The sequence below is a fragment of the Nocardiopsis sp. Huas11 genome (assembly GCF_003634495.1).
In the GTDB taxonomy this organism is placed as follows: domain Bacteria; phylum Actinomycetota; class Actinomycetes; order Streptosporangiales; family Streptosporangiaceae; genus Nocardiopsis.
This window is the reverse complement of record NZ_RBKY01000001.1, coordinates 4,612,465-4,625,342: the sequence shown is the minus strand read 5'-3', so window position 1 is coordinate 4,625,342 and position 12,878 is coordinate 4,612,465. Positions and strand designations below refer to the sequence as shown.

Here is a 12,878-nt window from a genome sequence, read left to right as displayed (position 1 = left end):
TCATGAGTGACGGGAGGCGATCCCGGCATTCAGAGAAGGCTCAGTAGGTGCTGTTCAGTCCTGGGTTTCCCCGTTTCGCCCTCGTCTTGGGGTTCCAGGTGTCAGAATGCCTTCATGTTCACTTTACTCCCTCTTATAACCGCCGCCCTGAGCATGGGTGTTGTTCTCATCACAGTCCTGACGAAGGCCTCCTCTCTAGCTGGGATCGTGGCTGACCTCTGGAAAAAGCTCACGGATATCCGCCAGTGGCGTGACGCACGTTCATCCACCAGCGACGAACAAGTAGAACAGGCGCTCTCCTACCTCATGAGGGGGGTACGGGACAGGGTGGAGGCGGGGAAGAACATCCTGGCGGCCGATGAGGCTCGTCTTGTCCAGACGTCCTGGAGTCTCGCCTTTGAGATCATGGATCACCCAGAGCATGCATTAAAAGACGTGGAAGAGTTCACTGTGAGCACCTCCGAGTCTCAGATACTCGCAGATTTTGTTCTGAACAGAACGAGGTACCAGCGGCTGGCGGTTGTTGGCGCCATCGGCATCGGCAAGACCACGATTGCGCTGGGCCTGTGTGAAGCTATGCTCACGAAGATTGAGAAAGACAGTTCGGCACCAGTTCCGGTCTTGGTCAACGCCTCCAGTTGGTGTCTGGAGAATGGAGGACGGATGATCGACCAGGCCGACCAGAGCATCCAACGGGAGTACCCTGATCTACGCACCAAAAGGGCGAACTACGGGACAACTCCGGTACGCGAACTGCTTCTGCGGAAAAAGATCATTCTGATGGTCGACGGCACAGACGAACTCGGTCACCACTGGTGCGCGAGGTTCCTGGAGCAGGTCGACGCTGACGCTGAGCGCCCCTTTGTCCTGCTGTGCCGTCCGGACGAGTACCACGAAGCGCTTCCCCCCAGGGGTGTCGTGGCCAATATGGCGGTACTGAAAGCGGCTCCTCTCGACGCAGAGGAGCGTGTCCGGAGCATCAGGGCAATCCTCAGCCCGTCCCAGCTGAAGAACCCAGGCTGGCAGTCGTTCCTCGATGAGGTGGCCGATACCCCCCAGGGAGCGCTCACCCAGGCACTCGACACGCCTCTCAAGATCTGGTTGCTACGAGTCAACTACATCGACTCAGGGGAGAACCCCTCCGCGTTGCTGGACCGAGAGAGGTTTCCGGCAGAAGTGGACCTTCGCTCCCATCTCATTGGTGGTCTGATCCCCGCTCTCATGAAGCGATCCCTGAAGGGTAATCACCAAAGGTTCAGATTCATCAACCCCGAGGAAGCGAAAGAGTGGCTAGGGTACATCGCCCACTTGATGTGGCGTGCGAAGACGAGCGCCTTCGAGTGGTGGAGGTTGCCCGCTCTTGTGGGGCGCAGACAGTCGGATCTTGCTTTCGCAACCGTGGTTTGTGGCGGCTCTTCCGCCTTCCTCTCCCTCGTCTTCATCGGACTTTTCATCCAAGAAGCTGGCTCTGGTATTCGTCGCGATCCCTCCTCCCTCGTTCTTCAGACCATGCTGATCGGGATAATTTTTTCCCTGTTCTTTCTCGCAGTGTACAGGGGAGGGACCGAGGTCGCGCTTGATGCCAAGCCTCGAATTGGGCGATCAGAACCGCGCATCCCTGGCGATGTCCTCCGAGGGGAAACGAGATCCTTTCTCCTCACTCCACTGAAGTTGGCTTTCTTGATATGGAGTCTCTTCCTGGCAGTATTCCTGATACTTGGACTGTGGGCAGTGGATCTCATGATCGAACGCGAGCCAGGTTTTGATATCATGATATCCACTGGTTATGCGACACGATCAGAGATTGTCGCACATTTTCTTCCAGACGTGATCATTGCCTCCACTTTCGGAGCACTGGCGCCCGTTTTCCTTGTTCTTATATTCAGTTTTTTCAGGGGACTGGAAAGAAGTACAGGCCTGCTATGCCTCATCGTTTCCTCGACTCTTTCTGTTGCCGGTCGACTGCCTTTCCGTTGGCTGGTTTTCCTTCAGGAGATGCACAGCTATGGCGTGATCCGTATCTACGGGGCGTCCTACCAGTTCCGTCACGCTGAACTGCTCGAGTACTTGGCGTGGTGGCACCGAACACAGCATGTGGGGAGACGACGGATGGGTCTCTATGACGCCGGGCGGCGGCTCGCCGTGGGGACAGCGACGGCTATCGCTGTGGGCGGGGTGCTCTATGCCATCGTCGCCTGAACGGGGCATCGGAGCTCGTCGCGGTTCAGGCACGCGACTCAACAGGAGTGTGGGGAGAGGTCTGTTGGTTCATCCGCCTGGTTAAGGAGACCTACGGCGGGTGCACCGAGGACCTCGCGAGGTGCCATCGGACGCCACCATGGGCCGGTGTGTGCTCCGATTATGCCCCGCCGTCCCGTACTGGCACGGCACCGGGCGACATCCCTTGACACGAAACGACAGCAGTGATCGGATGGATAGGGACGAGACGGCACCCTGTGACACGTAGAGGCACGAAGTCACCGGACTTCTCATCCGATGGCCGCAGGTTCGAATCCTGCCGGGTGCGCCACTAAGCCCCAGGTCACGCAGAGTGCGCGAGTCGAACAGACCAGGCGCGAGGCCTCGTTCGGGGCGGATTCTGCTCCGTGTGCGCTCCCCAGTGCAGGGTCCAGTACAGGTGGAGGGGCACCTCGCGGAGCATTTTGCCGCTCCGTGCCCGTGGGTGCCCCCACCCGTGGCGCCCCGCGTCCGCCCATCAACGCCCCAAAGTTGCCCCGTCACACGTCATTGATATGGCTAGGCCCCTGACGCGTGCTGTCGCCCCACCGGCCGCATACGGCCGTTTCAACCGAAACCCCTTACCCGACAGCGGTTCCCGCGACACAATCAGATGCCATGAGCGAGGAGTGGGAAGAACGAGGCGATGTCGCCAACACCGTGAACGGCGACATCTCCGGTGGCACCGCCATCCAGGGCCGTGACATGACCCTGAGAAACTCCTCCCCCGGACGCGACCACAATGACTTTCACCACTTCAACGGGACGTTCATCAGCGAACAACACAACCACCTCCCACGCCACGAAGTGGACTGGCCGGTTCGTGTGGGAACAATCCCCGAGGAAGCGGCCCACTACCAGCACCGGGACGTCGCCGACCACCTCAACACCGCGCTGAACAGCTTCGGGACCGTGGTGCTACGCCAGGTCCTCTCCGGCACCGGCGGGGTCGGCAAGACCCAACTGGCCGCCTGCCACGCCCGCACCCTGCGCGAGATCACCGACGCCGACCAACGGGTCGACATCCTGGTGTGGGCCGGTGCCTCCACCCGCGAGCAGATCACCTCCGACTACACCCAAGCCGCCCGCCACCTCTACACCACCGTTCCCGAGGATCCCGAGGATGCCGCACGACTCTTCCTCGCCTGGCTCAGCGACCCCAACAAGCACCAGAACCGGCGCTGGCTCATCGTGTGGGACGACCTCACCGATCCCGCTCGAGTACAGGATCTATGGCCCCCGCGCGACCAGCCCCACGGCCGGGTCCTGGTCACCACACGGCGACGCGACCACTCCCTCACCGTCCAGGGGCGCCACTTGCTCGACGTCGACGTCTACACCCCCGGCGAAGCCCGTGCCTTCCTCAACCAGGCCCTGGACGCGGCCGGGATCGCCCACACCACCGCGCAACGGGACACCCTCGCCCACGACCTGGGGCGGCTGCCCTTGGCGCTGGGTCAGGCGGTCACCTACATGGCCGAACTCGGACTCGGCTGCGACGACTACCTCCAGGTGTTCCACAACCGGATGAACACCCTGGACCAGGTGTTCCCCGACTGGGAGCACCCCACCCCGCTCGCCGCCACGTGGGAGCTGTCCCTCACCCAGGCCGACACCTTCCAACCCAAGGGAACCGCCCGACGATTGATGGGGCTCATCGCCCTCCTAGACGGAACCGGCATCCCCGAACAGGTACTCACCGCCCCACCCGTCCTGGACTATCTGACCGCCCACCGAACCGAAGCAGCCACCGGCGTGACCACGGCCGCCCTCACCCCGCACCAGGCCCGAACCGCCCTTGCGGGGCTGCGCCGGTTGAACCTGATCACCCGCGCCACCCCACCCACCACGGACAGGGACGCACCCGGGCAGGTGTTGGTGGGCGCCCACCAACTGGTGCAGCGCGCCACCCACGAACATGCCACCACCCGCCCCACCTCGCGCGGTGTGCACGCTCTGGCGGACGCGCTCGTCGAGGTGTGGCCCAAGGTCGAACGGGATACCGCCCTGGCCCAACAACTTCGTAGCAACATCGCCATCCTGCGCAGCCATCCGGATGTGGAGGGACGAACCAGCGAGGACTGGCTGTGGGATCCCGAGGGGCACGCGGCGCTGTTCCGGGCGGGCACCAGTCTGGGCGAGGCGGGTCGCGTGGGCGAGGCCGTGGCCTACTGGCAGCACGTGGTCGAAACCGCCCAGCGGCAGCTGGGCCCCGACCACTCGGACACTCTCATCGCCCGGGCCAACCTCGCCTCCTGGCGAGGTGAAGCCGGAGACCCCGCCGCAGCCGCCCACGCCTTCCAGGAGATCCTCACCGATCGCCTGCGCGTCCTGGGCCCCGACCATCCCCACACTCTCACCACCCGAGCCAACCTCGCCGACTGGCGGGGCGAGACCGGGGACCTGGCTGAAGCCATTTCCGCCTACGAAGACCTCCTCACGGACCAACTCCGAATCCTCGGCCCCGATTACCCCGACACCCTCATCACCCAAGGCCGCCTCGCCGCTTGGCGGGGCGAGACCGGAGATCTGGCTGAAGCCATTTCCGCCTATGAAGACCTCCTCACGGACCAACTCCGCGTCTTGGGCCCTGATCACCCCGACACCCTCACCACCCGCCACAGCCTCGCCTGGTGGACCCACGAGTCCGGCGACACCGCCGCAGCGCTCACCGCCTACGAAGACCTCCTCACCGACCGCCTGCGCGTCTTGGGCCCTGATCACCCCGACACCCTCACCACCCGCCACAACCTCGCCTGGGCGACCCACGAGTCCGGCGACACCGCCGCAGCGCTCACCGCCTACGAAGACCTCCTCACCGACCGCCTGCGCGTCTTGGGCCCTGATCACCCCGACACCCTCACCACCCGCCACAACCTCGCCTGGGCGACCCACAAGTCCGGCGACACCGCCGGTGCCGTTGAGCTTCTCACCGCCCTGGTATGCGACCAGACACGGGTGCTCGGCCCTAGCCACACCCACGTGCAAGAAAGCGCGCAGATACTGCAACAGTGGCGGAACGAACTGGCCGGCGAGTGACCTGCCCAAGGGACCTTCGATCCGATCGGATGATGGCCCCGGGAGCGAGGAAACCCCAGGCCAACAGGGGTGAACCGTGCTCTGGCCTGGGGTGGGAGCCGCCTTCTCGCTCCTGGTGTGCTCGCCCGTTCGACTACGGCACCGGAGCCTTCACCGGAACCGGTGTGCCGCGCAGCAGTGACGCGGTGGCCTCGAGGCGTCCCGCCGCCGCCCCGCGCGGCCCGATCGGGTCGCCACCGGCCTCGACAGGTTCGTTCCACCGGACCACAGAGACGCGCAGTCCCGGTCCATGGACGCCCCTGCTCCGCCCTCTCCCCCGACGTGACGAGACGTCAGCCCATCAGTCGAGGTAGCGCAGGCCGGCCGACGTCAGCTTCTCGCGCATGCCGTAGATGTCCAGGCCCAGCTCGCCATTCTGGAACCGTGCGCGCTTGGACTGCTCGTTCTCCTCGTGCAGCCGTGCGGCCTCGGCCACCCGCGGGGCGGAGTCGCGGGGCACCACGACGACACCGTCGGAGTCGGCGACGACCACGTCGCCCGGGTGCACCAGGGCGTCGGCGACGGTGACCGGCACGTTGACCGAGCCCAGCGTCACCTTCACCGTGCCCTTGGCGTTGATCGCTCGGCTGAAGACGGGGAAGTCCATCTCGCTGAGCTCGGCGGCGTCCCGGCAGCCGCCGTCGATGATCAGGCCCACGGCGCCCCGTGCCCGGAAGGAGGTCGCCAGGAGCTCACCGAAGAACCCGTCCTCGGACTCCGTCGTGCAGCCGGCCACGACGACGTCGCCCGGCCGGATCTGTTCGGCGGCCACGTGCAGCATCCAGTTGTCGCCGGGCTGCAGCAGCACGGTGACCGCGATGCCGCACAGGCTGGCCCCCGGTAGACCGGACGGATGTAGGGCCGCAGCAGACCGGTGCGCCCTTGGGCCTCGTGCACGGTGGCGACACCGAAGCGGGACAGCTCCTCGACGGTCTCCGGTGCGGCGCGCTCGATGGAACGGTGGACGACTCCGAGCTCGGTCATGACTCTCCTCGTGCGTGGGTGAACGGGTGCGGACCGGCCCTCATCGGCCCTGTCTTTTCAGCAGGGCGTCGAGCCGCGGGTAGACCCGGCGGGCGTTGCCCTCCGCGATGGCCTCGCGCTCGGTGTCGGGCAGGTTCGCGCGTTGGAGGTAGCGACCCGTGTCGTCGAAGTGGTGGCCCGTGCGCGGTCGATGTCGCGGACGGCGCCGATCATCTCCGAGGCGAACAGGATGTTCTCGTGCGGGACGACGTCGAGCAGCAGGTCGATGCCCGGCTGGTGGTACACGCAGGTATCGAAGAACACGTTGCCGAGCACGTGCTTCTCCAGCTCGGGCTTGCCCAGGGCCATCGCCAGCCCGCGGAAGCGCCCTCAGTGGTAGGGCGCGGCCCCGCCTCCGTGGGGGATGACGAGCCGCAGGTCGGGGAAGTCGGCGAAGAGGTCACCCTGGATCAGCTGCATGACGCCGTGGTGTCGGCGTTGAGGTAGTGCGAGCCGGTGGTGTGGAAGGCGGGGTTGACGCTGGTGGAGACGTGCACCATCGCGGGGATGTCGTACTCGCACATCGCCTCGTAGATCGGGTACCACGAGCGGTCGGTGAGCGGGGGCGAGTCCCACAGCCCGCCGGAGGGGGCCGGGTTGAGGTTGATCGCCACCGCACCGAGGTCCTCCACGGCGCGCCGAAGCTCAGGCAGGCAGCCGGCCGGGTCGGCGCCCGGGGACTGCGGGAGCATGGCGGCGGGGGCGAAGCGTTCCGGGAAGAGTTCCGCCACGCGGGCGATGAGGTCGTTGCAGATCCTCGCCCACCGGATGGATGTGGACTCGTCGCCGATGTGGTGGGCCATGAAGGAGGCCCGGGGCGAGAACACGGTCAGGTCGATTCCGCGCTGGTCCATGAGGGCGAGCTGGTTGCCCTCGATCGCCCCGCGCAGCTCGGCGTCGCCGATGGACAGCTCGTCGGGCTGGGGGCCGCCGTCGAGTGCGGCGATCTGGGCCTGGCGCCACCGAGGGCGTCGGGCGCGGTGGTGAAGTGCCCGTGGCAGTCGATGATCATCGGTTCGTTTCCTTCATTGATGGGTTCCAGACGCCCAGGGGGACATAGAGGTCTCCGGCCATGAGCGCTCGCGCGGTGCGCACGAGCGCGGAACGGGTGATGCGGGTGGGATCGCCGGGTTCCCAGCCGAGCCGTACGTCGAAGGCCCCGCTGGGATGCTCGATGGAGAGGGTGGCTTCGGCCTCGTCCGTGGCCGACGGTCCCGCCATCGCGTGCGCGACCGTGCCCGGGAGCACGCACGCGGTGGCGGCGGTGACGGCGGCCAGCACCCCGATCGACTCGTGGACGACGCGCGGGATGAAGCTGCGCGCGGCCACCGTGCCCCCGTGCCGCGGGGGCGAGATCAGCGTCATCTTCGGGTAGTTGCGGTCCGAGACGTCGCCGAGCCCCATGAGCGTTCCGGCGGCCAGCCGCAGCGCCTCGACCCGGTCGCGCACCGCGGGGTTCGCGGCGAGCTCGGCGGGGCTCTCCCGCCCGGTGGCGCCGAGCGCGCAGGCGTCGACCCCGTCACCCAGGCCACGCTGACGCACCTGCGACGGTTGAGCGCCTGAGGGGGACCCGTCCCTGAGCGCCCGTGGGCCCGCCTCGGCTGTGCTCAGCTCAGAGGGCGAAGGCTGTGGAACAGGCACGGACAGCGGGAATCGCGTCCGCGCCCGCACTGCCGGAGGCGGGGATGTCGGCGTCGACGAAGTGGCCGGTCAGTCCGGCGACGCCAGGCCTGAGGTGATGTCGTCGCCGCACCCTTGACGCGGTCCGTCCGGCCGGAGCCCGCTCCGCTCCTCGCCGCGCTCTACGGGGCCTGTCGGGGGCGACTCGGCGGCCTGAGGCGCCACAGGGTCAGAAGCGACCATTGCGAGCACCGCCGACGGGCCCGGGCCGAGTCCGGCCCGGGCCTCCGGGCCTGTGCTCAGGTACCGGTCGGCACGTTCACCCTGCCGGTGGCGTCCATGTCCGGTTCCGTGCTCCGGTCGGCCGATGACCCTTCACCCTCCCCCGCCTCCGGGGTCTGCTTGAGCAACAGGGCGGCCAGGACCGCCATGGCCAGGGCGGTCACGGCACCGACGGTGGCGGTGACGTGCAGCCCGCTCACGAAGGCCTCTCTGGCGGCGGTGAGCAGTTCCGTTCCGAGCGGATCTCCCAGGCCCCGGGCCAGGTCGACCGCGGCGCCCAGGGACTCGCGGGCGGTGTGCAGGTCCACGCCCTCGGGCGCCGACTCGGAGATCCGACTGCGGTAGACGCCGAAACCGATGCTGCCCATGACCGCGATGCCCAGGCCGGCGCCGAGTTCGGTCGAGGTCTCGGAGAGGGCCGAGGCGGTACCCGAGCGCTCCACCGGCGCCGATCCCACGATGAGGTCGGTGCCCAGAGCCGCCATCGGCCCCAGACCCACGCCCATCAGAGTGGAGGCGGCCACCAGGATCAGCAGGCCTCCGTCGGCACCGACCAGCGTCAGCGAGGCCAAGGCCACCGCGGTCAGGGCCATTCCACCTGCGATGACGAGCCCGGGGCGGGTCCTGGCGGCCAGGGCGGGCGCGCTCATCGCTCCGACCATCAGCCCGGCCGCGTTGGGCAGGGACCACAATCCGGCCTGCAGGGGTGAGAGCCCCTGCACGAGCTGGAGGTACTGCAGCGTGAACAACTGGGACCCCGCCATGACCATCAGGCCGACGGTCAACAGGCCGGCGGCCGTGCTGAAGGTCCGGTCGCGGAACAGGGTGAGATCGACGAGCGGGTGGGCGAGGACGCGCTGCCGGCGGACGAAGACCACGCCGGTGAGCAGCCCGAGGGCCAGGAAGGCGAGCGATGCGGTACTCGGGCCGTCCTCGGCCAGCACCTTGAGGCCGTAGACGATCGACAGGATCGCGGTGAGGGACAGTACCGCGCTGATGAGGTCCAGGCGTCCGGCGTCGGCGTTCCTGTGCTCGGGCAGCAGGAAGGGGCCCAGGACCAGCAGGAGCAGCATCACCGGCACGCCGAGCAGGAAGACCGCTCCCCACTCGAAGCGGCTCAGCAGGAGGCCGCCGAGGATGGGCCCCAGGGCTCCACCGACGGCGAAGCAGGTCATCCAGACACTGACGGCCACCGTGCGCTGTGCCGGATCGTGGAACATCGTCCGGATGAGGGAGAGGGTGGACGGCATCAGGGTCGCGCCGGCGACGCCGAGCAGCGCCCGGGCGAGGATCAGCATCTCCGCACTGGTGGAGAACGCCGCCAGGACGGAGGTGGCCGCGAAGGCGGCGCCCCCGATGAGCAGGAGCCTGCGCCGGCCGATGCGGTCGCCCAGAGTGCCCATGGTGATGAGGAATCCGGCGATGAGGAAGCCGTAGATGTCCAGGATCCACAGCATCTGGGACGTGGTCGGTCTCAGATCCGCGGTCATGGCCGGGATGGCCAGGTGGAGGACGGTCATGTCCATGGCCAGTAGGAGTGTGGGCAGGGCCAGGACGGCGAGGCCGATCCACTCTCGTCGGCCTGCGCGGGGTGGGGTGTCCACGGTCACGGGGGTCTCCTCGGTTCGGGGTGTTAACGAGGAGACTAAAAGCTCAACTAATGTTGATGTCAATGACGATGAGGCGAGCGTCATACCCGGTCACCGGGCCCGGACCCGGGCTCGGGCGGGCCGCGTGAAACGCGGTCGGCGGCAGGGGCATGGCACGGGGAGCACGACATGAGCTCGCCGAGCGGCTCACCGCCGGACGGCTCACCCCCGCTCGCGCGGGGAGCACACCGGGCCCACGAACCTCAGACCATCACGGAGGTGTGGCATGAGCAACGGCAACGTACGCGTCGGTACCCAGGGAACCCCAGCGGACTGAGGCCGGCCCTCTCGTGCCTGTTCGAGGTTCTCCGGTGGAATCCGCGCCAGGTCGACGAGCCGACTCGGGAGGTAGCGCGGAAGCCGGCGGACCTGGTCATCGCCTCGGCGTCCGCTCCGTCCGCGTCGGCTTCGTGCTGCTCAGGCCGCTGTTCCGGCGCGTGGGCCTCCCCCGTCCCGTCACCACTCCGTGCTTCCTGGCCGGGGTCGTGGGCGTGGTCTACCCGTGAGTGTCGAGTCGGGCGAGCCCTGCGGCGCTCGGGCTGCCGGGGTCAGCTGTGTACATCACCAGTTGCAGGTCGCTGCCGGGCAGCAGCAGGATCCGGCGTTCCAGCTCCAGTTCACCCACCCGGGGATGGTGCAGGCGCTTGCGCAGCGTCGGCAGGGGTCGTACGTCGTGGTCGCGCCAGCCGGCCGCGAACTCCGGGCTGTGCGCGGCGAACTCGTTGACCCGCTCATTGAGGACGCGGTCGGCCGGGTGGCGGGCGCCGGCCGCGCGCAACTGGGCCGCGGACCGCCGGATGAACTCGCCCTCCGCGTCCGCCGGCGCCGAGCAAAGGGTGTCGCGGAGGCGAAAGGACAGCCGCACGGCATTGCGCTCCCCTGCGGGCAGCAGCCCGAAGTCGATGATCAACGCGGCCGCCGTGCCGTTCCAGGCCACGATGTCCTGACGCTCGTCGACCAGGTAGGCGGGTATCGGACCGAGTTGGTCCAGCAGCCGGCGGGCGTCGTCGGGCACCGGCTCCCGATCGGAGTTCGTGTCGGAGAGGACCTGGCCGGCCAGCCGCGCCAGATGTTCGCGCTCGGCGGCGGTGAGCCGCAGTGCCCTGCTCAGCGCCGCCAACACCTCCGGGGATGGGCGCGCCGCGCGGGCCTGTTCCAGCCGCTCGTAGTAGTTGACCGACACTCCGGCCAGCTCGGCGACCTCCTCGCGGCGCAGCCCGGGAGTGCGCCGGGCACGGCGGCCCGGCGGGTGGATGACGGTCGCCGACACGCGGTCCGGGCGTAGCGCCTCCCGCCGACGACGCAGGAAGTCGCCCAGTTCCTCTTTGCTCACCCGGCTCATGGTGGCACGGTCCGCCCGGCCTAGCCACGGACTGGTGGTCCGGGGATCAACTGTCAGTTCCCCCGCTGCTGGTCCGCGTCCAGTGTGGGCCGCACAGCCTGTCGAACATTGGAGAACACCGTGCCCCGCACTCCCGAGGAAACGATGCGCCGACTACTGGATCTGCTCCTGGCCAAGGACAGGAACATCGCCGACCTGTGGGCCGAGGACGGCACCGCCGAGTTCCCGTTCGCCGCCGGAGCCTCGCCGCGCCGACTGGTCGGGCGCGAAGAGGTCCGCCGCTACCTGGCCGGGTTCCCGGAGGTGTACGACGTGCGAGGGCTCCCCGCGATCACCGTCCACCACACGCAACGGCCGGACACCGTTGTGGTGGAGTATCAGGCGGACGGGCACTCGGTGCGCACCGGAGAGCCCTATCGGATGGACTACATCGTGGTGATCACCGTCCAGGACGGTCTGATCACCCGCTTCCGGGACTACTGGAACCCGCTGGCCAACGCTGCGGCGGCCGGGGCGCTGCCCGAACTGCTCGATTCCCTGCGCTCAGGGGCCGACCGATGACCGGCGTGCTGGTGACCGGCGGCACCGGGAAGACCGGAAGCGCACTGGTGGGGCTGCTGCGGGGCGACGGTGTGCCGGTCCGGGTGGCCGGCCGCCATCCGTCCGGCGACGATCCCGACGCGGTCCGCTTCGACTGGAACGACCCGACCACCCACCCTGCCGCACTGCGCGGGATGGACCGGGTCTTCCTGGTTCCCCCGGTGAACGCTGTGGACCCGATGCCGCTGGTCGGTCCGTTCCTGGCCGAGGCACAGAGCCTCGGCGTGCGCCGGGTCGTGCTCCTCGGCTCCGCCATCGTGCTGCCGAACGCGCCCAGCGCGTTGGAGATGGCCGCGCGGGTGCGGGCCCGGCCGGGTGGGGTCGTGCTGCGCGCGTCCGGGTTCATGCAGAACTTCCTGAGCCCCCATCCGGTGGGCGAGCGGATCCTGGGGCACGGTGAGATCCGGACCGCCGCCGGTGAGGGCGCAGTGGGCTGGATCGACGCGCGGGACATCGCGGCCTCCGCCTTCGCCCTGTTGGCCGATCCCTGCGTCGAGCCCGACAGCCGGCGCGATTACCTGCTCACCGGGCCACAGGCCTTGAACTACCGAGACGCGGCGGCGATCATCACCGCCCGCACCGGACGGCCGGTCCGCGTGGTGACGATCAGTACCGAAGAGCAAGCGGCCAACTACCGGGCCGCAGGCATGCCCGCCGAGTTCGCCGCCGCCATCGCCGAGGTCGAAGACGGCATCAGAAGGGGTCTACAGGACCAGGTCAGCACAGCGGTGCTGGACCTGACCGGCCGGCCGCCGCGCACCTTCGCCGAATTCGTCCAGGACCACGCAACCGCGTGGGCGGTCAAGGGAAGGGGCGAACACTGACCGGAGGCCCGGTGCAGGGGGCGGACCACTCGGCCGCGCGGTCCGCCCCGACCACCAACAGCGCCTGGGATTGGGACGCTCCGGCCTCCAGTCGCAGAGCGTCGGCCAGGGCGAGCACACCCGGCAGCGGCGATCAGGATCAACGTCGAAGTACCTGTACAGGAAGGGGTTCATATTCGTGGTGATCGGCATCGGTGACCACATTTCCACCCCTGAGCCCTG

Annotated in this window: 11 protein-coding genes and 1 tRNA gene; 5 read left to right on the top strand and 7 right to left on the bottom strand. The window is 68.0% G+C overall.

Going from position 1 to position 12,878, the window contains the following annotated elements:
• The first annotated feature begins 114 nt into the window (after positions 1 to 114).
• The 3 genes from DFP74_RS20805 to DFP74_RS20795 all read left to right on the top strand — a co-directional run bounded on the left by DFP74_RS20805 (position 115) and on the right by DFP74_RS20795 (position 5,277).
• Positions 115 to 2,199, top strand: a complete 2,085-nt coding sequence (locus DFP74_RS20805; protein ID WP_121183917.1) for a hypothetical protein — start codon at positions 115 to 117, stop codon at positions 2,197 to 2,199.
• Positions 2,200 to 2,449: 250 nt separating this feature from the next.
• Positions 2,450 to 2,530: transfer RNA gene (locus DFP74_RS20800), tRNA-Arg, on the top strand.
• Between the two features lie 326 nt (positions 2,531 to 2,856).
• Positions 2,857 to 5,277, top strand: coding sequence for a tetratricopeptide repeat protein (locus tag DFP74_RS20795; protein WP_121183915.1), 2,421 nt, complete (start codon positions 2,857 to 2,859; stop codon positions 5,275 to 5,277).
• Positions 5,278 to 5,617: 340 nt separating this feature from the next.
• On the opposite strand, the gene DFP74_RS20790 is transcribed toward DFP74_RS20795, so the two are convergent.
• From DFP74_RS20790 to DFP74_RS20770, 7 genes are all read right to left on the bottom strand, one after another.
• Positions 5,618 to 6,124 carry a 4-carboxy-4-hydroxy-2-oxoadipate aldolase/oxaloacetate decarboxylase gene (locus tag DFP74_RS20790; RefSeq protein ID WP_233571078.1) on the bottom strand — a complete coding sequence of 169 codons (507 nt, stop codon included), beginning with the start codon at positions 6,122 to 6,124 and terminating at the stop codon, positions 5,618 to 5,620.
• Between the two features lie 233 nt (positions 6,125 to 6,357).
• Complete coding sequence (locus DFP74_RS34515) at positions 6,358 to 6,648, bottom strand: hypothetical protein (RefSeq protein ID WP_233571077.1); 291 nt, start codon at positions 6,646 to 6,648, stop codon at positions 6,358 to 6,360.
• Positions 6,649 to 6,669: 21 nt separating this feature from the next.
• Positions 6,670 to 6,759, bottom strand: a complete 90-nt coding sequence (locus tag DFP74_RS34510; protein ID WP_233571076.1) for an amidohydrolase — start codon at positions 6,757 to 6,759, stop codon at positions 6,670 to 6,672.
• Positions 6,750 to 7,193: an amidohydrolase family protein gene (locus DFP74_RS34505; protein ID WP_233571075.1), complete on the bottom strand. Its 444-nt coding sequence runs from the start codon at positions 7,191 to 7,193 to the stop codon at positions 6,750 to 6,752. Before DFP74_RS34505 ends, DFP74_RS34510 begins: the two co-directional genes overlap by 10 nt.
• 154 nt (positions 7,194 to 7,347) lie before the next feature.
• Positions 7,348 to 7,881 (bottom strand): PrpF domain-containing protein, encoded by a 534-nt coding sequence (locus DFP74_RS20780; protein WP_199725729.1) that lies wholly within the window; start codon positions 7,879 to 7,881, stop codon positions 7,348 to 7,350.
• A 377-nt stretch (positions 7,882 to 8,258) separates the two neighbouring features.
• A complete protein-coding gene (locus tag DFP74_RS20775; RefSeq protein WP_121183911.1) occupies positions 8,259 to 9,851 on the bottom strand; it encodes an MFS transporter in 1,593 nt (530 codons plus the stop codon).
• Positions 9,852 to 10,386: 535 nt separating this feature from the next.
• On the bottom strand, positions 10,387 to 11,232 hold the full coding sequence (locus DFP74_RS20770) for a helix-turn-helix transcriptional regulator (protein ID WP_233571074.1): 846 nt from the start codon (positions 11,230 to 11,232) through the stop codon (positions 10,387 to 10,389).
• A 120-nt stretch (positions 11,233 to 11,352) separates the two neighbouring features.
• On the opposite strand from DFP74_RS20770, the gene DFP74_RS20765 reads away from it, so the two are divergent.
• Together DFP74_RS20765 and DFP74_RS20760 are read left to right on the top strand one after the other, a co-directional pair.
• Complete coding sequence (locus DFP74_RS20765) at positions 11,353 to 11,793, top strand: nuclear transport factor 2 family protein (RefSeq protein ID WP_233571073.1); 441 nt, start codon at positions 11,353 to 11,355, stop codon at positions 11,791 to 11,793.
• A complete protein-coding gene (locus DFP74_RS20760; protein WP_121183905.1) occupies positions 11,790 to 12,656 on the top strand; it encodes an ergot alkaloid biosynthesis protein in 867 nt (288 codons plus the stop codon). The genes DFP74_RS20765 and DFP74_RS20760 overlap by 4 nt, the downstream gene beginning before the upstream one ends.
• The last annotated feature ends 222 nt before the right edge of the window (positions 12,657 to 12,878 follow it).